20 protein-coding genes are annotated in these 19968 nt (G+C 71.3%); 14 read left to right on the forward strand and 6 right to left on the reverse strand.

Features of this window, described 5'->3' with window-relative positions:
- Positions 1-101: 101 nt before the first annotated feature.
- Entirely contained in the window at positions 102-713 is a 612-nt protein-coding gene (locus tag KGA66_RS10440; RefSeq protein WP_211467201.1) for a DUF3043 domain-containing protein, read from the forward strand.
- Positions 714-744: 31 nt separating this feature from the next.
- Positions 745-1740 carry an aldo/keto reductase family protein gene (locus KGA66_RS10445; protein ID WP_211467203.1) on the forward strand — a complete coding sequence of 332 codons (996 nt, stop codon included), beginning with the start codon at positions 745-747 and terminating at the stop codon, positions 1738-1740.
- A gap of 75 nt (positions 1741-1815) precedes the next feature.
- Here KGA66_RS10445 and KGA66_RS10450 read toward each other — a convergent pair whose 3' ends face one another.
- Positions 1816-2040: a hypothetical protein gene (locus KGA66_RS10450; protein ID WP_211467204.1), complete on the reverse strand. Its 225-nt coding sequence runs from the start codon at positions 2038-2040 to the stop codon at positions 1816-1818.
- 29 nt (positions 2041-2069) lie between these two features.
- On the opposite strand from KGA66_RS10450, the gene cobU reads away from it, so the two are divergent.
- The 11 genes from cobU to KGA66_RS10505 all read left to right on the forward strand — a co-directional run bounded on the left by cobU (position 2070) and on the right by KGA66_RS10505 (position 12905).
- Positions 2070-2702 carry a bifunctional adenosylcobinamide kinase/adenosylcobinamide-phosphate guanylyltransferase gene (gene cobU / locus KGA66_RS10455; protein ID WP_211467205.1) on the forward strand — a complete coding sequence of 211 codons (633 nt, stop codon included), beginning with the start codon at positions 2070-2072 and terminating at the stop codon, positions 2700-2702.
- 19 nt (positions 2703-2721) lie between these two features.
- Positions 2722-3816 (forward strand): nicotinate-nucleotide--dimethylbenzimidazole phosphoribosyltransferase, encoded by a 1095-nt coding sequence (locus KGA66_RS10460; RefSeq protein WP_211467206.1) that lies wholly within the window; start codon positions 2722-2724, stop codon positions 3814-3816.
- A gap of 60 nt (positions 3817-3876) precedes the next feature.
- Entirely contained in the window at positions 3877-4773 is an 897-nt protein-coding gene (locus KGA66_RS10465) for an adenosylcobinamide-GDP ribazoletransferase (RefSeq protein WP_211467207.1), read from the forward strand.
- Positions 4774-5517: 744 nt separating this feature from the next.
- Complete coding sequence (locus tag KGA66_RS10470; RefSeq protein ID WP_211467208.1) at positions 5518-6456, forward strand: SagB family peptide dehydrogenase; 939 nt, start codon at positions 5518-5520, stop codon at positions 6454-6456.
- 6 nt (positions 6457-6462) lie between these two features.
- Entirely contained in the window at positions 6463-7590 is a 1128-nt protein-coding gene (locus tag KGA66_RS10475; protein WP_211467209.1) for a hypothetical protein, read from the forward strand.
- Positions 7587-8951 carry a YcaO-like family protein gene (locus KGA66_RS10480; RefSeq protein WP_211467211.1) on the forward strand — a complete coding sequence of 455 codons (1365 nt, stop codon included), beginning with the start codon at positions 7587-7589 and terminating at the stop codon, positions 8949-8951. Before KGA66_RS10475 ends, KGA66_RS10480 begins: the two co-directional genes overlap by 4 nt.
- The gene (locus KGA66_RS10485) at positions 8926-9606 is read left to right on the forward strand and encodes a CPBP family intramembrane glutamic endopeptidase (protein WP_211467213.1); all 681 of its coding nucleotides are present in this window, start codon (positions 8926-8928) and stop codon (positions 9604-9606) included. The genes KGA66_RS10480 and KGA66_RS10485 overlap by 26 nt, the downstream gene beginning before the upstream one ends.
- Entirely contained in the window at positions 9603-10379 is a 777-nt protein-coding gene (locus tag KGA66_RS10490; RefSeq protein ID WP_211467215.1) for a CPBP family intramembrane glutamic endopeptidase, read from the forward strand. The genes KGA66_RS10485 and KGA66_RS10490 overlap by 4 nt, the downstream gene beginning before the upstream one ends.
- A complete protein-coding gene (locus tag KGA66_RS10495; RefSeq protein WP_211467217.1) occupies positions 10376-11341 on the forward strand; it encodes an ABC transporter ATP-binding protein in 966 nt (321 codons plus the stop codon). Before KGA66_RS10490 ends, KGA66_RS10495 begins: the two co-directional genes overlap by 4 nt.
- A gap of 1 nt (position 11342) precedes the next feature.
- Positions 11343-12083, forward strand: a complete 741-nt coding sequence (locus tag KGA66_RS10500; protein WP_211467219.1) for an ABC transporter permease — start codon at positions 11343-11345, stop codon at positions 12081-12083.
- Between the two features lie 30 nt (positions 12084-12113).
- Positions 12114-12905: a class I SAM-dependent methyltransferase gene (locus KGA66_RS10505; protein ID WP_211467221.1), complete on the forward strand. Its 792-nt coding sequence runs from the start codon at positions 12114-12116 to the stop codon at positions 12903-12905.
- Here the strand turns inward: KGA66_RS10505 and KGA66_RS10510 are convergent.
- The 4 genes from KGA66_RS10510 to gcvT all read right to left on the reverse strand — a co-directional run bounded on the left by KGA66_RS10510 (position 12833) and on the right by gcvT (position 17558).
- Complete coding sequence (locus KGA66_RS10510) at positions 12833-14116, reverse strand: hypothetical protein (protein ID WP_211467223.1); 1284 nt, start codon at positions 14114-14116, stop codon at positions 12833-12835. The two genes, KGA66_RS10505 and KGA66_RS10510, sit on opposite strands and share 73 nt — an antisense overlap.
- 433 nt (positions 14117-14549) lie before the next feature.
- Positions 14550-15218 carry a class F sortase gene (locus KGA66_RS10515; RefSeq protein ID WP_211467225.1) on the reverse strand — a complete coding sequence of 223 codons (669 nt, stop codon included), beginning with the start codon at positions 15216-15218 and terminating at the stop codon, positions 14550-14552.
- A gap of 3 nt (positions 15219-15221) precedes the next feature.
- Positions 15222-16049: a DUF4397 domain-containing protein gene (locus KGA66_RS10520; protein ID WP_211467227.1), complete on the reverse strand. Its 828-nt coding sequence runs from the start codon at positions 16047-16049 to the stop codon at positions 15222-15224.
- 360 nt (positions 16050-16409) lie between these two features.
- The gene (gene gcvT / locus KGA66_RS10525; protein ID WP_211467229.1) at positions 16410-17558 is read right to left on the reverse strand and encodes a glycine cleavage system aminomethyltransferase GcvT; all 1149 of its coding nucleotides are present in this window, start codon (positions 17556-17558) and stop codon (positions 16410-16412) included.
- A 120-nt stretch (positions 17559-17678) separates the two neighbouring features.
- On the opposite strand from gcvT, the gene KGA66_RS10530 reads away from it, so the two are divergent.
- Positions 17679-19205, forward strand: coding sequence for a leucyl aminopeptidase (locus KGA66_RS10530; protein ID WP_211467231.1), 1527 nt, complete (start codon positions 17679-17681; stop codon positions 19203-19205).
- A gap of 102 nt (positions 19206-19307) precedes the next feature.
- Here KGA66_RS10530 and KGA66_RS10535 read toward each other — a convergent pair whose 3' ends face one another.
- Positions 19308-19649 carry an oxidoreductase gene (locus KGA66_RS10535; protein ID WP_438822030.1) on the reverse strand — a complete coding sequence of 114 codons (342 nt, stop codon included), beginning with the start codon at positions 19647-19649 and terminating at the stop codon, positions 19308-19310.
- Between the last annotated feature and the right edge of the window lie 319 nt (positions 19650-19968).

A 19968-nucleotide genomic window follows, 5' to 3' on the forward strand; every position in this document is an offset into this window, starting at 1 on the left:
CAGTGATCGGGAGGCTGAGTGAATCCTGCCACCGGGACGTCGCGGCGCTGCGCAGCGGGTGCGGGTTATGTGCCAGGCCGCCGACCGTTTACGCTTCCCTCGTGTTCCGACGACGTTCTGCCGACGAAGCCGTGGCCGACGACGCGCCCCGAGAGTCCGCGCCGCAGTCCGCGACGACCGGCCAGCGCTACAGCCAGCCCAAGGGCCGCCCCACGCCGACCAGGCGCGAAGCCGAGGCCGCCCGCAAGGCGCGGCTCGGTCAGCTGCCGACGGACCCGCGGGAGCGCCGGCGCGCGGAGCGTTCCGCGCGCAACGAGGCTTATCAGCGGCAGCGCAAGGCGCTGCGCAGCGGTGACGCCAGGAACTTCCCGGCGCGAGACCAGGGTCCGGCGCGCGCGTTCATCCGCGACTACGTGGACGGCCGGCTGCGGATGCTGGAGTTCCTGATGCCGATCGTCGTCGTCGCCTGGTTCACCCTGATCCTGCGCAGCGCCTCGATCTACATCTACGCCTCGTTCGCGATGGAACTGGTGGTCGTCGTCGGGATCGTGTTCGGCATCCTGCTGAACTTCCGGGTCAAGCGCGAGGTGCGGACCCGTTTCGGCGAGGAAAACGTGCGCGGATCCGGGTTCTACGCCTTCTCCCGCGCCGCGATGCCGCGCTTCCTGCGCCAGCCGCGGCCGACCGTGACCTTCACCGGGAAAGCGAAGTAGCCACGCTGCGGCGGCGGAGTACGTTGGGCCCATGGAGTTCCGACACCTCGGCCGCAGCGGCCTTGTCATCAGCGAGATCGCGTACGGCAACTGGATCACCCACGGCAACCAGGTGGAAGCGGAGGCCGCGCACGCCTGCGTGCGAGCCGCCCTCGAAGCCGGCATAACCACGTTCGACACCGCGGATGTCTACGCGGGCACCAGGGCGGAGACCGTCCTCGGCGACGCGCTCAAGGGGCAGCGGCGGGAAGGCCTGGAGATCTTCACCAAGGTCTTCTGGCCTACCGGTCCGGGCCGCAACGACCGGGGTCTGTCCCGAAAGCACATCCTGGAGTCGATCAACGGCTCACTGCGCCGGCTGCAGACGGACTACGTCGACCTCTACCAGGCGCACCGTTACGACCACTCGACCCCGCTCGAAGAGACGATGCAGGCCTTCGCCGACGTCGTGCGCTCGGGCAAAGCGCTCTACATCGGGGTGTCCGAGTGGAACGCCGCGCAGATCCGCGCGGCGGCGGACCTGGCCCGGCAGCTGGGTGTCCCGCTGATCTCCTCGCAGCCGCAGTACAGCATGCTGTGGCGGGTGATCGAGGCCGAGGTCGTGCCTGCCTGCGAGGAACTCGGCATCGGCCAGATCGTCTGGTCGCCGATCGCGCAGGGTGTGCTCACCGGCAAGTACCTGCCCGGTAAGCCGCCGCCGGCCGGCTCGCGCGCCACCGACCCGGTCGGCGGCAACTTCGTCAAGGAACTGCTGAACGACGACGTGCTCGCGCGGGTGCGGCAGTTGGCGCCGCTGGCGCAGGAGGCCGGTCTGACGATGGCTCAGCTCGCCGTGGCGTGGGTGTTGCAGAACCGGAACGTCTCGGCGGCGATCATCGGCGCCTCCCGGCCCGGGCAGGTCGAGGAGAACGTCAAGGCCGCCGGCGTGAAGCTGGACGACGGTCTGCTCAAGCGGATCGACGAGATCCTTGAGCCGGTCGTGCGGCGCGACCCCAAGCTGACGGTGTCTCCGCCCAAGCGGCCTTAGCGGGAGTTTGGTCTGGTTGAAACCAGACCAAGCGCCCGCTTCGAAGCCCCCTGGGCCGCTTCGCCGCCACCCGGCTCAGGCGGGCGGGGACTCCTGGAGCGACATGGGGCCGTACACCACGGCCCCATCCTCCAGGAGGGTGACCTGCTCGACCTCGGCGGCCAGCAGCTCCGGCCAGTTCTCGCCGATCCAGGTCTCCGCGTCGCCCTGGGTCGAGAAGGCGGCGTGCTCGCCCTCGACCGGGACGACCGGCTCGACCTCGGCGCCGGCAGCGTTCTCGTACCGCCATGTGAAAGCCATGGCCCCTACCTTAGCTAGGCGGCGAGCGAATGCATTCCTGGACACCGCTACGTCAGAAGGCGGCGCAGCATTCCAACGAAGCACAGTGGCGTGCCCTCGTGCTCGGCGGGGCTCGATCAGGCAAGTCAGCGTTCGCCGAGCGTCTGCTCGCGGACGACGACGAGGTGCTATATGCGGCGACGGCTCCCCATTACGACGCGGATGACGAGTGGGCCGAACGGATCGCGCGGCATCGGCAGCGGCGCCCGGCGTCGTGGGGCACGGTCGAACTGGGCCAGTCGCCGGCCGGGCTCGCCGACCTGCTGATCCGCGCCGATCGGACGGTGCTGGTCGATTCGCTCACGCTTTGGCTGACCGCCGCGATGGATGCGGTGCACGCCTGGGACGACGATGCCTGGCGTGAAGGCGGCGCGCGGCAAGCGCTCGACGGCTTGACATCCGGCCTCGTCGACGCGTTCGAGAACTCGGCGCGCTCGGTGGTGCTCGTCAGCGACGAGGTCGGTTTCGGGGTGGTGCCCGAATCGGCCGGGACGCGCCGCTTCCGCGACGAGCTCGGCCGGCTGAACCAGGCGGTGGCCGCGGTGGCCGACGAGGTGTCGCTGGTCGTGGCCGGGATCGCGGTGCGGCTGAAGCCGGGTCCGGGCGCCCTGGGCTCCGGCTGAGGCGCTAGGCTCCCGGACGATGGACACGACTGAGCTGGAGAAGTTCGCCGAGGGTGTGACGCGGCCGGACGAGGCGGCCCGCGAGGCGGCGCGGGTGCGGTGGGCGGAGACGGTCGCGCTGCCGCCGCGGTCGTTCGGCCGGATCGAGACGCTGGCGCAGTGGCTCGCCGCGGTCCAGGGCGCGTGCCCGCCCCGGCAGCTGGAACAGGCGCGCGTGGTGCTGTTCGCCGGCGATCACGGCATCGCGCGGCACGGTGTGAGCGCCAATCCGCCGGAAGCGACCGCCGCCCTGGTGCGCCGGATCTCGCTGGGTGGCGGGCCGGTACAGGCGCTGGCCCGGACGCACCAGGCGTCGGTGCGCGTGGTGGACGTATCCGTGGACTGCGACACATCGGCCTTCGCCGATCTGCCCGCGGAGGTGACCGCGGGCCGGATCCGGCGCGGCACCGGGCGCATCGACCAGGAGCGGGCCTGCGGCAGGGACGAGGCGGCGGCCGCTTTCCGGCTCGGGATCACGCTCGCGGACGCTGAGATCGACTCGGGCGCCGACCTGCTGATGCCCTCGCTGCTCGGCGTCGGGCATTCCACCCCGGCCGGAGTGCTGATCGGCGTGCTCACCGGTGCGGACGCGGCTGCGGTGACCGGTCGCGGCAGCGGCATCGATGACAGGGCTTGGATCCGCAAGTGTGCGGCGGTGCGTGACGCGATGCGCGCGGCGCGGCCGGCGATCGCGGACCAGATCGAGTTGCTGGCGACGGCCGCGGGCCCCGACTTCGCGGCGGCGACCGGGTTCATCCTGCAGGCGGCGATCCGCCGGACCCCGGTGCTGCTGGACGGGATCGGCAGCTTGGCGTGCGCGCTGCTGGCGCAGCGCATCGCCTTCCGCACTCCGGACTGGCAGCTGGCGGCGCACGCGTCTGCGGAGCCGGCGCTTCAGAAGGCGATCGACCGGCTCGGACTGGAGCCGCTGCTGGACTTCAAGGTGCGTGCGGACGGCGGCTGCGCCGCGCTGCTTGCGCTTCCGTTGCTGCGCTCGGCGGTCACGATCCTCGCCGAGACCGGTTCGTATGCGGACGAGGGGTTGCCCGAGCCGTTGATGCGTTCGCGGCTCTGATCGGCCGTCCGGGCGGATATGAGTACTGAAGCGCACGAAGACGGAGGGATAGCGGAGCCGGTGCCGGGCGCGGATGCGGATGCGGATGCGGACGGTACGGAACGCGCAGATGGCACCGACACCGACACCGACGCCGACACCGCCGATGATGCCGGCGCCGCGGACGGCGAGGCGGTGAGCCGTTCCCGGCTGCTGTCGGACGGGCTGCGCCTATCAATCAGTACCCTGACGATCGTGCGGGCCGGAGCGCCGCGGGCCGACCCGGCGACGGTGCGGGTCGCGATGACGGCCGCGCCCGCGGTGGGTCTCGGAGTCGGCGCGGTCGCGGCGGGGGTCGCGCAACTGGCGCACTGGCTGACCGGCTCGCCGGTCATCGCCGCGGTCGTCGCGGTCGCGGCGATGGCGGCGCAGACCCGGGCGCTGCATCTCGACGGTCTGGCCGACACCGCCGACGGCCTGGGCTCGAATCAGCCGGCCGAGCAGGCGCTGGCCGTGATGAAGCGTTCCGATGTCGGCCCGTTCGGCGTGGTCGCGCTGGTCCTGGTGCTCGCCGTGCAGATCAGTGCGCTGGCGGCGGACTATTTCGTGCACCGCGGCGCGATCGCGCTGCTGGCCGCCGGGATGACCGGGCGGCTCGCCATCACGGCCGGCTGTACGAGGCCGGTCCCGGCAGCGCGGCCCGGTGGGCTCGGCATGTGGGTCGCGGGATCCGTGCGCGTACCGGCCGCGGTCCTCGCCGGGCTCGCGGTGACCGCGGCCTGTGCGGCGCTGGGGCTGATCGTCGATCCGCGGACGGCCGTGCTGGCCGCAGCGGCGGTGCCGCTCGGCGTCGCGGCCGCGCTGCTGCTGCTCGCGCGCTGTGTCGTCCGGTTCGGCGGCATCACCGGCGACGTGCTCGGCGCACTCGTCGAGACCGCCGGCTCGGTCGCGATGCTCGTGCTCGCCGTGAAGTTGTGAGCGGGGATCCGCTCGGAACGACTCCGGTCACCGGCCGCGGGCCGGTGGTCCGTGGCCGCGGGGCCGCGGCCCGAGTGCGTCAGTCCACGTCTACGATCGTGATCAGTCGAACCGTTGACCCCGATGACCTGGACGGGCGTTTCAAGCGCAGAACAATCCGGGCACTGGCTCACCAAGCGAGAGCGGTCAGGAGAAATCGGACCGCGAGACATCGCGAATATGGTGACTACCCGGAAAGAGCGCTCGACAGCTAATTTCGCATCGGTTGCGGCTTTTCGGGAGGAAACGTATCCAGCCGCAAGGTGCGCGACCACCGGTATGCGCTCGTGTGTAACGTCTGCGCCGAACGCGGGAAAGACAGACGTCGTTCAATGATGCGCGACGTCCGGCGAATGCGAATCGTTATATCGTTCGAGGTTTCCGGCCCGTCATCCGGCGACATATGGCTTCTGCGATGCCGATTTCAAGAGGAGGTGAGTCATTGTGTTGAGTTTCTCCGGCCAGATCGGGAGCACCGCCACCGGCGGTGCTTTCATCCAGGTGGCACCGGGTGCCAGCACGACGTGCGGCGGCGGCAACTGCTGTTGCACGTCCTGCTGTAGCTGGTAGTCACGGTTCCACAGCTCATCCGGGCGGGGGACCGGCACCGGGCCCCGCCCGGTCTCGCAGTGCTCCCGTCGGCGCCTGACGGGATGACGCAGGGGATGACGGACTCGAATCGAGAGGCGAAGAACGCAGATGTCGATGAAGGACTCCGAGGAAGCCGTCTCCGGTTATCTCGCCGAGCACCCGTATCTGAGCTCTGCTGCGGGCTTCTCCCAGCAGCACACCTCCGTTTCCCTGCACAGCGCCACCACCGTGGTCCGCGCGCCGGAAGCCGTCGTGCGGGGCCGCTGGAGCCCGTCCGTGAACGCCTTCGTGGGCGAGGAACTGCTGCTCAACCACCGCCGCAGCTCACGCGACATGGGGATGAACCTCGGAGTCTCCCGCTACTATGCGCACGACGCCGTACTGTCCAGCGCGCACAGCGACCTGGCAGAGCGGCTCGACGGCGCGATCGCGCTGCCAGAGCGCCGCCGGCTCAAGAGCGCGCTCACCTCCACGGTCGTGGCCAGGCGCAGCGAGCGCGCGTTCTCCGGCAAGCCCGCGACCACCGAGGAAATGGCGACCGTCCTCTGGCACGGACAGGGCGTCTCGGGAAGCCTTCCGGTCGGTTCGCCGCAGGACCCTGACGCGGCCGTGCCGCTGCGCAACGCGCCGTCTGGCGGCGGCCTGTATCCGGTGCGGGTGGCCGTGATCGCGCAGAACGTCAAGGGGCTGAACCCGGGCTGCTACGAGTACCAGCCGCACAGTCACACCCTGTTCCCGGTCCGCCCGGGACCGGTGGCGCTGTCCGACCAGCTGTGGGCCGCGGACGTCGACCTGAACGGCGTCTCGTTCGCGCTGGCCTATGTGTACGACCTTTATGTCAATTCGCAGAAGTACGGCGACAGCGGACTGATCTTCGCGCTGATCGAGGTGGGCGCGATCTCGCAGAACATCCACCTCGCGCGCACAGCGCTCGGCATGATCGGCTGCGACCAGGGTGGCTACGACAAACAGCGCCTGGAACGCCTGCTGCACTGCGACGGCACCACACGGCACGTGGTCCACTTCACGCTCCTCGGACACGGAGAGGTCTGACCCCCAGTGACCGCTCAACTCGTCGATCGATCGGGCGAACACCCCGTCGAACCAGAGCTCACTCTCGCGGCGTCGGTCCGCCTGCTCGTCGCGGAGCCGCTCGTCTTCCGGCTGCGCTGGGGCATCTGGAACTTCCAGGAGGCCACCGTCGATCTGCGCGGCGAGTCGCCGGCGGTGCAGCAGGCCCTCGGCGCCTTCCTCGGCGCGCTCGCCACCGGCGCGGCCGCTCCCGGCGGCTTCGACGACGCGCCCGGCCTCTCCCCGGTCGAGCGTGCCAACCTCCGCCTGGTGCTGCAGGAGCTGCGCCAGAGCGGGTTCCTGGCCTACGACCGCCCCGCGGACCGGGGCTCGGACATGGCCAAGGTGCTGCTGGGCAACCTCGACCTGTACGGCTCGGCGCCGTCCGTCGACGCGGGGGTCGGATTCTTCTCCGACGCTCCCTCGGCCGTCGAGTACGTGTCCGGACAGACCGCCGCCCTCGGCGTCAAGGTGCAGATACTCCCGGAGGAGTTCATGCACGAGTTGCGTACGGCCGACCTGACCTCCGGCATGGGCGGGCTGGCGGCGGCCGACGCACTCGCCCGCCTCACCGCCCACGTCGACCAGTGCGCCTCGCTGGTCGCCTGCATCAGCCGTGCCTCGGTGCTCACCCTGCGCAACCTCAACCGGTTGGCATGCCACCTGGAGAAGCCGGTCGTCGTGGGACTGATCGACGGTCCGTTCGCCACCGTCGTCGGCGCCGATAGCCCCCGCACCGGCTGCCTGGAATGCTTCGAGCAACGCTCCCTGGCCCGGCTTGAGGACCACATCGGGTACCACGCCTTCGTCGGAGCCGGGTCGGCGGCCGGCACACGGCAGCCGGCCGGGGGCGGCGCGAACGGCGTCGAGTCGCTGCTGTGCGCGTTTCTGGTCAACGAGGTCGTGCTGTTGCGCTCCGTCGACACCTCGCGTTTCATCGGCCGCGCTCTGAGCATCTACCTGCCGACCTACGAGATGCAGGCCCAGGACGTGCTGCGGATCGCGACCTGCCCGGCCTGCGGCCACGTGGCCCGGGACATCGCCCAGGAGATCAACTTCAACAGCCGCGTCGTGATCGACCGTCACGTGCGCGACGCGCTCGGGGTGGCGCGGTGAGCCGGATCCCGTTGCGCGGATACCCGGGTATGTCCGCCGCCCTGAGCCGGTACGCCAGGCTCGGCGGCAACCAGGGCGGAATCCTGCCGGGCATGCTGGTCTCGGTCGCGGCGGTCCGGGGCGAGCCGTACCTGCGTTCCGCGACGGCCGCGATGCCCCAGTACCACCGGTTGGCGATGGCCGATCCGCACATGCAGATGCAGTACCACCTCGCGGGCTACGGGTCCACGCACGAGGAGGCGATCACGCGGCTGACCGGTGAGTCCGTCGAGCGCTACGCGGCGATCATGGCGATGACTCTGTTCCGGCACCGCGTCGAGTTCGCCTCCTACCGCGCGCTCTCGTCCCGCAACGACTGCGTTCCGCCGCAGTACCTGGCGCTCTTCGACGCCGAGCAACAGCGCCGGCTGAGCGCCATGCTGCACCGCTACGCGCCGGATCCGCCGACCGAGGACGACGTCATCGCGTGGATCGCGTGTCCGTCGCTGACGAAGCCGGGTCGCGACGTGTATGTTCCCGCGCAGCTGATGTTCCTCGGGTTCCGCACCGACGAGAAGCACGGCGACCGGATGTTCGCACCCTCCTTCTCCACCGGCACCGCGGCGCACGTCTCACTCGACAAGGCTCTTCTCAGCGCGCTGATCGAAGCGGTGCAGATCGACGCGTTCATCCTCAACTGGTACACCGAGGCCAAGGTGCCGCTGCTCGAGCTCGAAGACGCCGAGCGCGGCCTGCTCGCCGCCAGCGGACTCGCCCCCGACGGCCCGTACGACGTGCGGGCCGCCTACTTGAGCCGGCCCGAGCTGCCGCTGCCGAACGTCGGGGTCACGCTGGTGCGCCGCGACCGTAAGCTCCCGTACATCGCGTTCGGCCTCCAGGCCGACCCCGATCCGCGGTACGCGCTGCTGCGCGGGGCGGCCGAGGCCACGGCGATCCTCGGGATCGGCATGTTCAGCACGGTCTTCGATCTGCCGAGCGTGCATCTCGCGCAGAACGGCTCGTCGTACACGGACCTCGACACGAACGTGCTCTACTTCGCCGGGCCCGGCGACGCCGAGCGCAAGCTCGCCGCCGTCGAGAGCCGTACCAGCGCAAGCGCCGCCTTTCGCGACCTCACCCCCTACGCCGTCGACGACGAGACGGCGATCAGGCGCCTGATCGCGGACATCGCCGGGGTGAGCCAATGGGCCGGCTACCTCGACATCACGCCGCCGGAGCTCGCCGACACCCCGTGGAAGGTGGTCAGGGTCCTGATCCCCGAGCTGTTGAGCATGTGCCTGCCCGGCTTCCCGGCCAAGGGTCACCCTCGCATGCGCGCCCACGGAGGGGCGACCCATGTGGTCCCGCACCCTCTGCCTTGAGTGCCTCGTGCTTGCCGCGACGATCGCCCCGGCCGAACTCGTCCGCGTGGCGACGGCCTTCGGCATGCGCGGACACGGCGCCGCCCGGGCGGCACGCACCGCCACGTACGGCGTTCCCGCAGCTTATTCGGCGGTGTGCGCGGCGGCGATCGCCGTTGCGGCGACCGGCGGATTCAGCCCCGGATATCTGAGCTCGTGGTCCGTCGGCGCACTGTGGGTCGTGGGCGCGGTGGTCGCCGGCTGCGCCGTCGTGGCGCTGGAGTTCGGGCTCGGTGCCGCGCCGTACCTGCTGCGGGGAAAGCGCGGATTGCGCCTGGGAGTCATGCTGGCGTCGGGCTCCGTGGACGCCGCTTTCGTGGCATCGGTCGTGGCAACCGGTATCGCCGAGGAGTTGCTGTACCGCGGTTTGTGGATCGGTATTCTGCACGAGCGTCTCGGCCTCGTCCTCCCCGCGGCCATACTCGCCGCGGCGTGCGCGTATGCGCTCGGACACGTGTTCTTCGGGATGAACGTCGTCGCGCAGAAGGCAACCACGGGCGCCGTGTTCGGCGTGCTGTTGGTCTCGTCGGGCAGCGTCGTGGTGCCGCTCCTCGCCCACGTCACGCAGAACCTTGTCGTATCAGCTCTCGGTGCCAGACAGGCGGCCAGAGCATGAGCGTCCCGGTATATGTGCTCTGGTGCTGCGTCGCCGTCGCCTCCTGGCTGGCGCTCTACCGGCTTCCGTTCGCCGACGCCTCACGCAGGCGTCGCATGGCTCTGTGGTTGGCGGACCGGTCGGGCAGCCGTCCCGACGCCGCGTTCGCCGTCTTCGCCACCGCGCTCTATCTGGGCCTGGGCCTGGCGGTGCTTTTCGCGCTCGCCGCCGCGGCGCACCTCTCGGTGCACCGGTTGGTCGGCGCGCCGACGGCCTCGGACGCGCTGACCCTGCTGCTGGCCCTTTTCGGCACGTCGAGCCTGAACATCCTGTGCATATCAATGCTCTACCGCGCCAGGCCGATCGTGGACGTGCCGGGCGAGATCGCCCGGATCCGCTGGATCGCGTCCATCCTCTCGCTGCCGGGATCCGCGCGCTGGGCCGTGCCCGCGGCCGCCGCGGTCGTGGAGGAGTTGGTCTTCCGCGGCGCCGTCTTCGTCGGCCTCGGCGCCCGCGGCGGCGGATTCGCGCTCGCCTGCGCGGTCAGCACGGCGATCTTCACGATAGGCCAGATCGTGCTGGTCTCCACGCCGGTCCAGGCATTTGTGATGGGCACCTCAGGTCTCACCCTCGGCCTGGTCGGCTGCCTGCTCGTCGCCGCCACCGGTAGTATCCTGCCCGCCGTCGTCCTGCACGCCTCGTTCGCGGGGTTCTACACCACGGTCAGCACCGGATCGGCGCGCGGCGGGTCGGGCGCGCGCCCCACCGGGCCGCCCCGAGGAGCGTTCCCATGAATCAGAGCCACGACTCCGCCGTCGCGGATCAAGGTCAGGAGCCTGTCGTCCGTGTCGAGCGCCTGACCATCGCCTACGGTGCGCGCACCGCGGTCAGCGAGGTGTCGTTCACCGTGGCGGCGGGGCAGATCGTCGGGCTCGTCGGCCCGAACGGGGCGGGCAAGACCTCCGTCGCCGAGACCGTCGGGGGGATCCGCGACGCGGTCGCCGGCGGCTCGGTCTCGGTCTGCGGGCTCGACCCGCTGCGCGATCGCGCGGCCGTGCGCTCCCTGATCGGCATGCAGCTCCAGGAGTCCTCGTTCCCCAGCCGGACGAAGGTCGGCGAACTGTGCGACCTGTATGAGGCGATCTACCACGCGCCCGCGGCTGCCGACGGACTGCTGGCCTCCTACGGCCTGGCCGACCGGCGCCGCAGCTTCATCAGCTCCCTGTCAGGCGGGATGCGCCAGCGCCTCGCGCTGGTCCTCGCGCAGATCGGCGCGGTGCGACTGGTGATCCTGGACGAGCTGACCACCGGCCTGGATCCGGAGCAGCGCCGCGGCACCTGGCGCTCGGTGCGCGAGTTGGCCGAGCGAGGGGTCGCGGTCCTGCTCACCTCGCACTACATGGACGAGGTCGAGGCCCTGTGCAGCAAGGTCGTCGTCCTGCGGGAAGGCCGGACGGTGGCGTACGACAGCCCGGCCCGGATCACCGTGCAGCACGGCGGCCCCGCGACCTTCACCGTGGACGTCGGGCGCGACGGCGCCGCGCGCGAGAAGCTCGACCGGCTGGGCCTGCGCCGCGTGGCCGCGCCCGCGCCGACTCGGGAGGGTACGGCGGTGCTGACCGGGAGCTTCCCAGAGGATTACAACCGGATCATCGAGGCGGTCTCCGCCGTGGGGCTGCCGCCGTCCGCGGTGACGCACCGGGCGCCGACGTTCGAGGACGCCTATCTCGGCCTGGTCGCGGCTCAGGAGGAATGACATGACCCTGCTGACGACGACCGTCGGCTTCGAGGGCCGCCGGATGGCCCGCAACTTCGCGCCGGTGTTCTTCGCGCTGGCGTTCCCGGTCATGATGCTGTGCATCTTCGGCGGCATCTACGGCAACAAGCCGTCGAGCCAGTTCGACGGCAGGGGCGTGGTGGACTCGTCCGTCCCGGCCTACCTGGTCCTGGTGGTCGCGGTCACCGGGTTGATGAGCTTTCCACTCGGCCTGGCCGAGTACCGGGATCGCGGGATCCTGAAGGGTTTCCGGGCCACGCCCGCACCCGCGTGGGTGTTCCTCGCGGCGCAGGGCGCGGTGAACCTGGCGCTCAGCCTGATCGGAGCGCTGCTGCTCGTGCTCACGGGCGGCGCCTTCTTCGGGATGCACGCGCCGCGCTCGCCTGCGGCGGCGATCGCAGCGCTCGTCCTGGGCACGGTGACGATGTACGCGATCGGCTGCCTTATAGCGGCCGTCGCACCGACCGAACGGGCCTCGACCGCGGTCGCGAACCTCGTCTACTTCCCGATGATCTTCCTGTCCGGGGCCACCATCCCCCTGGGCCTCTTCCCCCCGGTGATGAAGGACATCAGCGACGCGCTCCCGGCCACGTATGCGGTCAGACTGCTCCAACACGCATGGCTGGGCACCTCGACGAACACGGTGCTCGACATCGCGGTGCTGCTGGCCGTGAGCGTCGTCGGCGCGGGCATCGCGGTGCGATTCTTCCGGTGGGAATAGCGTGAGGACGGCCGAGGCGGACCGCCGCCGATGAACGAGCAACTCCCCGCGACCGCCTACCTGACCGCCGTGGCACGCGCCGAGGCCACACTGGACCCCGCGTGCGACCTGGTGGACGAATACGCGGCACGTTTCGCAGAACTCTGCCCGCCCTCCGTGCGCGCCATCACTGCGCACACCGGCGGCTTGTCCGTCGTCGCGGCGCGAACCACCACGATCGACGCGATGCTGACTCGGGCTCTGGAACGCCGCGCTCCCGGCGTGTTCGTCAATCTCGGTGCGGGTTTCGACGCGCGGCCTTACCGGCTTGACCCCGGCGCGTGGCCACCCGGCTGCCGGGTGGTGGAAGTCGACGTCGCGTCGATTCTGGACGTCAAGGACCGTCTGCTGCCACCGGCCGAGGCCGCCGTCCCGATCGAGCGCGTACGCTGCGACCTGCGGTTCCTCGGCGATCTCGATCGGGCGCTGCGCCCGCGCACGGAAGGTGAGCGGCTCCTGCTGCTCGCCGAGGGGCTGCTGACGTACCTGCCGGAGCCTCAACTCGCCGGGTTGGCCAGGACGCTCGCCGGATTCGGCGCGTCGGCGTCCTGGATCTGCGACGCGCTGTCCACCGACTCCGCCCGGGTTCTCACCCGGGCGTCGCGCGGCGCCGGCTCGAAGCTGACCATGTACGGACTCACCGACGTGCGCGCCTTCGAGGAGAACGGTTGGCGTTGCGAGGACATCAGCCTGCTACCGACCGCCCGCGTTCAACGGTCCGCCGGTCCCGGCGTCGGCGCCACGTCGCAGCTACCTGACTGCGTGTTGTCGCTGCGCAGGTAGGAGCTCGCAACCACGTGGCTCGCCGCGCCGGCCCAGTGTCCCCGGTCCGGCCGGTCCATCGTGCCGCGCGCCGGCGCGGGCGAGGAGAGGCCCAGCAGGATCAGGGCCACGCCGAAGGCGAGCAGGAATGCGATCAGGGGGATGAGATAACGCAGCAGTGTCGATCCTGCGCGCCCGCCCGCAGCGTGGCTGCCCGCGCCGCGCGCCCGCAGCCGGCAGGACCACAGCTCGGCCAACTGCTCGCGGGCTTGCCGCACGACCGCGGCGGAGGCGACCAGCCGGTGGGTGTTGCGGCGCGCCCGCGGCGCGCCGGCGTGCCAGCCGCGCAGGGACCAGCGATGGTCGGTGGGACCCGTGGGCCGGAACTCCAGGAAGCGGCGGCGCGAGGAGCGGTGATCCTTGGCCGCGGCAGCGAGCCGTTCCCGGCCGCGCCCGTCCCATCCCGCGTCGAAGCAGTCCGCGGCGGCGGCCTCCAGCGCGCTGAGCGTCGAGGCCGCGGTGCGCGGGACGCGGTCCTTCACCTCGCCGTCGTGCCCGCGCGCCACGCCCGCGTCTTCGAGCACTGCGTCGTAGATGCGCGCGGCGACCCCTTCCAGCTCACCCTGGGCGAAGTAGCCGGTCCGGGCGGTATGGTCCGGCAGCCGCCGACCGGTCACCATGCAGGTGACGAAGAGCTCTGCGGCCAGTTCCAGGTCGGCGGCCATCGCCGCGGCCGGGTCGTGCGGCTCGGGGCGGGCGACGAGGCCGACGTCGACCAGGACGCAGTTGCCGCTGGGCTCGATGATGACGTGGCCGGCGTCGGGTCGCCGATGCGGCACCCCGCGCGCGTGCAGCGCGGCCAGGGCCGCCAGCACGTCCTTGAGCACCACCGACGCGGTCTGCACGTCGAGTCCGCGCGGCAGTTGCGCGAGCACCTTCGACAGCCGCACTCCGGTCACGTGCCGGCACACCGTGGCGACGATCTGCCCGGCGGCGTCGGCCACATAGCTGAGCGGCGGTGCGAGGCGCGGATCGCTCAGCCCCGCCAGCGCCGCGCTTTCGGCGGGAAAGCCGTACTGGAAGCCGGGATCCACGGTCAGGTCCGCGTCCAGGCAACGCATCACGGACAGAATTCCGAGTTCGTCGCGCAGCACGACGAGACCTCCGGCGGCGCTCGCCGCCATGCCTATTGCCGGGCTCATTCCCGCGTCGGCGCCGACCGCCTCGGCCATTGTGTGACGTGCCGTATCAGTGACCACTCAAACCTCCGGTGGAAAACAAGGCTCAGCATCACCATGAAGTCAGCGTCTGTCCAGTACCCGGCGCGTGTTCATCCGATCGGGTGAGGTATGTCGGAATCGGGGATTTCGCGAACTCCTCGGGTTGCGGCCCCGCGTGGCCATATCCGGGACGGAAGCAGAATACGCAGACACGAATTCCCGCTGTCGCGATTTTGCGTGGCACTGTCGCGGCTCCGGCAGAATTGCCGGCTCTCGGCGTGCACGTGGCATGGCTCGCGGCTTGCGCCCCCGTGCAGATCGGCGCGGGCCTCGCCTTCGCAGTGTCAGGGCCAGTCATATCAATGCTCTGCGGGCGCTGGCGAAACGCCCGCGGCCCGGCCGCCTCAGGTCACGTCAATGGCCGAACCCGGCTTGAAACACTCTGTCACGGCACCGGTACGGCCGTGACCACGAGGTTGTCGAGGTAGGAGCCGGTGTGGTGGTTGAAGGGTCCGCCACAGGTGAGCAGGGTGAGCCGGGAAGTGCCTGCGGGAGAGAAGAGCGCGGACAGCGGAAGGGCGGCTTTCGGGTATTCCTGGCGGCCGATGACGCGATAGTGCCACGCGCGTCCGTCGGCTGTCGTCACGGTGACGGCTGCGCCGACCGTGATGGCGCGCAGCGGGAAGAGCGCGCCTGGCCCCTGACCGGCGGAGTCGACGTGTCCGGCGATGACGACCGAGCCGGCAAGGGCGCCGGGCGCCGGGCCGTACCGGTACCAGCCGACGGTGTGGATGTCCGAGGGGATGGCCAGGGCGCCGTTCGCGGTGACGCCGATGGGCACGACCGGAGCGCCGATGCCCAGTGAAGCGATGGCGAGCCGGTCGGGCCGGGACAACCGGCCCGTCGCGGCAGACATGCGGCCGGCGCTTGTCGGCGGCGATTGCGCGGCCAGGGACGTGGCGACGCCGGGATTGAGCGAGGGAGGCTGCGTCGGGTGGTCGCTCGCAGCGTGCGCCGCGAGCGCCGCCGCGATGAGCGCCGCGCCGGCGACCGCGGCCGACCCGGGGGTGGGCCGCAGCGGCCGTCGGCGCGGCGCTGAACTGCGCTGGAACACGGGCTACCCGCGGGCGCGCACGGTGCGGCGGATCGTGCTGAACAAGCCGGCGAAAAGCAGGAGAGCGCCGGCGGCTGCCAGGCCCCACACCCAGGAAGCGGTGGCGGGCGCGGCCGGGGCCGCCAGACCGCCGCTGCCCGCGGGCACGGCCACCGGGGCCCCGCCGAGTCCGGTGATCGTCTGGGTGACCAGGCCGAGGGTCTTGTCGGTCGCGGAACCGATGGCGTACACGATCGTCTCGGTGCCTGCCTGCAGGTTCAGCGTGGCCGGGCCGATGACGACGGTTGAGGTACCGGCGAGCACGACGTCTGCGGTCACGGTGCCGGCGGGTAGCAGTGCGCTGACCTGACCGGGGTTGGTCAGGCCGGTGAAGGCCGCGTGGCCGTTGACGCGGACGTCCACGGCGGGCGCCGCGGCGTCGTGCCGCACCACGATGCGGGCCTGGCCGGCCGGGACCGGGCTGGTGTCGTTGGCATAGGCGGTCAGGGTGGGCGCGCCCGCGCTCGTCAGGTGGGCGACCAGGGAGGCGTTCTCACCCGCGGTCAGGTTCTCGGTCGCGGTGATCACAGGGGTGCCGGTACCGGCGGTGTCGGCGGCCGGGAACACGGCGATGTGATAGGTGCCGGGCGGCAGCGACAACGGGCCGGCGACCGTGCCGGGCTGGAAGTCGGGCAGCAGATCCTTGCCGTTGACGAACACGTTCACGGGGGTCTTGGGGATCCCGTGCACCACGCTGACGGTGGCGGTCATGGCGGCGCTGGCGGGCGTCGTGGCCAGCGCCGCGGCAAGGGCGATGAGCGGGGTGAGCGCGAGACTCAGGGGACGTCGCATCCGTCGATCTCCGATCGTAGACAGGACATATAGGTATTTGTCGGCCGCGAGATCCAATGTCCACCGGCTCCACGACCGCGGGCCACCCGGAACGCCTGAACGAGTGATCGGCGCCGTCGTGGCCGCCGCCTTCCCCTGGTCGGCTTCTGATGCAGCGCGGCACGAGGCCGGAGTCAGCGTCCGCTCCGGGGCCCGATTGCCACGTGTCACCCTGTAAGCATCAGTGGCACGATATAGATGAGCCCACGAGAACATCAGGGTGCCTACATATGGTCGGTACCCTGATGGCCTGCGGCCGAGCGCTGCCCGCCCGGAAGTCAACCGGCGCGGGTGGCCATGCTCACCCGGCGCGGCCCGCCTTCACCGGGTGGACGCGGTCACGAACGGTGGCTTGGTGACACTGAAGGCCGCGCGCCGGCCGCGCACGTCGAGGTACACCGTGTCGCCTTCGGCCGCGGTGGGTGACAGCAGTGCCAGCGCGATGCCGATCTTCAGCGTCGGCGAGAAGGTCCCGCTGGTCACCTCCCCGATCACCGAGCCCTGATCGTCCGGTCCCGGTGCGTCCCACACCGCCATGTGCGGTCGCGGAATGGCCCGGTCCACCTGCCGCAGCCCCCACAGCAGCCGGCGCGGACCCTCGGCCTTCTCCGCCAGCAGCGCCTCGCGGCCCCAGAACGCGTCCTTCTTCCAGCCGACCGCCCAGCCGACCCGGGCCTGCACCGGGGTGATGTCGAGCGACAGGTCCTGGCCGTGCAGCGGATAGCCCATCTCGGTGCGCAGGGTGTCGCGGGCGCCGAGACCGCACGGCTTGACGTCGAAGGGCTCCCCGGCACGCAGGATCGCGGTCCACAGCTCGTCGGCGTCCGGCTGGCGGCAGACCAGTTCGTATCCGTGCTCACCGGTATAGCCGGTGCGGCAGACGGTCAGCGGCCCGCCGTTCCACACTGCCGTCGCGAAGGCCATGTAGTCGTGGCCGGCCGGCAGGCCGAGAGCGGCGAGCAGGTCCGCGGAACGCGGCCCCTGCACCGCCAGCACCGCGAAATCGGCGTGCTGATTCGTCACGGTGATCCCGGGCGGAGCCGCGGCAGCGAGCCGGCGCACCACCTCGGCGGTGTTCGCGGCGTTCGGGATCAGGAAGATCTCCTGCTCGGACTTCACGTAGGCGATCAGGTCGTCGACCACCCCGCCGCTCGCCTCGTCGCAGGCGAGGGTGTACTGCGCGCGACCCGGCCCGATCCGGCGCAGGTCGTTGGCGAGCGTGGCGTTGACGAAGTCGAACGCGGTCGCGCCGCTGCCGTCCGTCGCGCTCCCGGCGACGGTCGCCTTGCCCAGGTGACTGACGTCGAACACGCCCACGCCGGTGCGCACCGCCGCGTGTTCTCCGACGACCCCGGAGTACTCGATCGGCATCAGCCAGCCGCCGAAGTCCGCCAGCTTCGCGCCGAGGGCGACGTGCCTGGCGTGCAACGGCGAGGTGAGCAGGTGCGGGGACGGCGGCGTCTGTGACATGGCGACGAGCCTACCGTCCAGTATCCGGGACGGCGCTTCGGCGGCAGGGACCTCGGCGCCCGCTCCGGGGGCGTGCGATTACGATGCGGCTCATCCCGCAAACTCAGGACAGGACACGACGTGACCACGATCTCACTGCAGTCCGGCCCGCCGGCCGGTGTCGAAGCCGACGCGCTCGTCATCGGCCTCTACCAGGGCGAGGACGGCGTGATGCTCGCCCCGGGCGCCGAACCGGTGGACGAGGCCTTCGGCGGCCGCCTCGCGCACACCTTCAAGGCGCTCGGCGCGACGGGGGCGGCGGACGAGGTGACCCGGGTTCCGGCGCAGGGCGGCCTGCGCGCGCCGGTGGTGGTCGGACTCGGCCTCGGCTCGGCCGGGGACGGCGAAGTGGTCGGGGTGACCGGCCTCGAAGACCTGCGCCGGGCGGCCGGGTCCGCGCTGCGCTCGCTGGCCGGGTTCGGCACGGTCGCGCTGGTCACCCCGGTGAGCGGAGCCGAGGTGGTGGAGGCCACGGCGCTGGGCGCGGCGCTGGCGGCGTACTCGTTCGACGGGCTCAAGACCGGCGACGGAGCGGACCGCAAGGCGCCGGTGGCGCACGTGGTGCTGGTCACCCCGGGCGAACCAGGTGCGGAGGCGATCGCCGCCGGCGAGCGCGCCCAGGTGGTCGCCGACGCGGTGAAGGCCGCCCGGGACCTGGTCAACACCCCACCGTCGCACCTGTTCCCGCAGGCGTTCGCGCAGGCGGCCCAGGCCGCGGTGCAGGCCGCCGGGGTCGAGGGGCTGACGATCGAAGTGCTCGACGACGCGGCGCTGCGCGAGGGGGGCTACGGCGGCCTGATCGGCGTCGGCCAGGGGTCGAGCCGGCCGCCGCGGCTGGTTCGGATCACGTATACGCACCCTGACGCGCAGCGTTCGCTGGCGTTCGTCGGCAAGGGCATAACCTTCGACACCGGCGGCATCTCGCTCAAGCCGGCCGGCGCGATGGAGATCATGAAGAGCGACATGGCCGGCGCGGCCGCGGTCGCGCAGGCGGTCGTCGCGGTAGCGAGGCTCGGCCTGCCGGTGACGGTCACGGCGTGGGCGGCGCTGGCGGAGAACATGCCCGGCGGCAACGCGATCCGGCCCTCCGACGTGTTGCGCATCTACGGCGGCAAGACGGTCGAGGTACTCAACACGGACGCCGAGGGCCGGCTGGTGCTCGCGGACGCGATCGTGCGCGCGGCCGAGGAGAACCCGGACGCGATCGTGGACGTCGCGACGCTCACCGGGGCGCAGGTGGCGGCGCTCGGGCACCGCACCGCGGCCGTGATGTCCAACGACGAGGAGTTCCGCACGCAGGTCGAGTCGGCGGCGGAGCGCGCCGGTGAGGACCTGTGGCCGATGCCGCTGCCGGCGTATCTGCGCAAATCGCTGGACTCGGACGTCGCCGACCTCGCGAACCTGGGCGACCGGATGGGCGGGATGCTCGTCGCGGGCGTGTTCCTCAAGGAGTTCGTCGCCGAGGGTGTGCCGTGGGCGCACCTGGACATCGCCGGTCCCGCCTACAACACGAACGCGCCGTACGGGTACACGCCCAAGTGCGGCACGGGGTATGCGGTACGGACCCTGGTTCAGCTCGCCCAGGACGCGGCGGACGGGCTGCTTTAGCAGCTGTCGTGTCGTGTCCTGTCGTGTCCTGTCGTGTCCTTCTGGTCCGCCTGGTGCGCGCAGGCGCTGCCTCGGGCGTCCGCGCCGGCCGGGCAAGGCGAGTCAGGGCTCGCGCTTCGCCCTGTTCTGCGCCGCGATCCGCGCGTTCCAGTCGCGCATCCGCTGCGGGTAGCCGACCACCGCCGCGTCGTAGGCCGCGATTCCGAGACGGTGCGCGAGTTGATGCGCCGCCTGCGGACCGGGTACCCGGCGGCGGGTCCACTCCCCGTCCGCCGCCACCAGCATCACTGTGGTGTCGGTCACAGCGGTGCGTGGTTCGACGAAGGCCTCCACCCCGGCGCGCGAGCGCGCGAACCGGGTCAGGTGCGCCTCGTCCTCGCGCAGGTCACGGCCGTTCGCGGAGCCAGCACCTGCGAGCCTGCCCCGCCTTGGAAACACCGACACCCTCCATCACCTCGTTGACTCCGGTCGGGCGCGACCGAATTGCGGACGAGCGCGTTCGTTCCACCCCCGAGCTGCCGCGGCGGGTCCCCGCAGGCTGACCGCGCCGGTCGGCCGTGCGCACCGCGACCTCCCGGACCGCACTAAGCTGGCGCCGTACCAACTTCCGTCCGGCCGACCGAAAGTCGGCCACCGGGTCGACGGTCGCCGAGAGGCCCGCGCCTGCGCGGATGGCAGGATGCTTGTCAGTGTGCCATCCCGGAGCGTCCGGCGATCCGGAATCGGGCCCATCCGGCTCCGTACGGCGGGCTCGGGCGGGCGG

The sequence above is a fragment of the Actinocrinis puniceicyclus genome, from assembly GCF_018283645.1.
GTDB lineage: Bacteria > Actinomycetota > Actinomycetes > Streptomycetales > Catenulisporaceae > Actinocrinis > Actinocrinis puniceicyclus.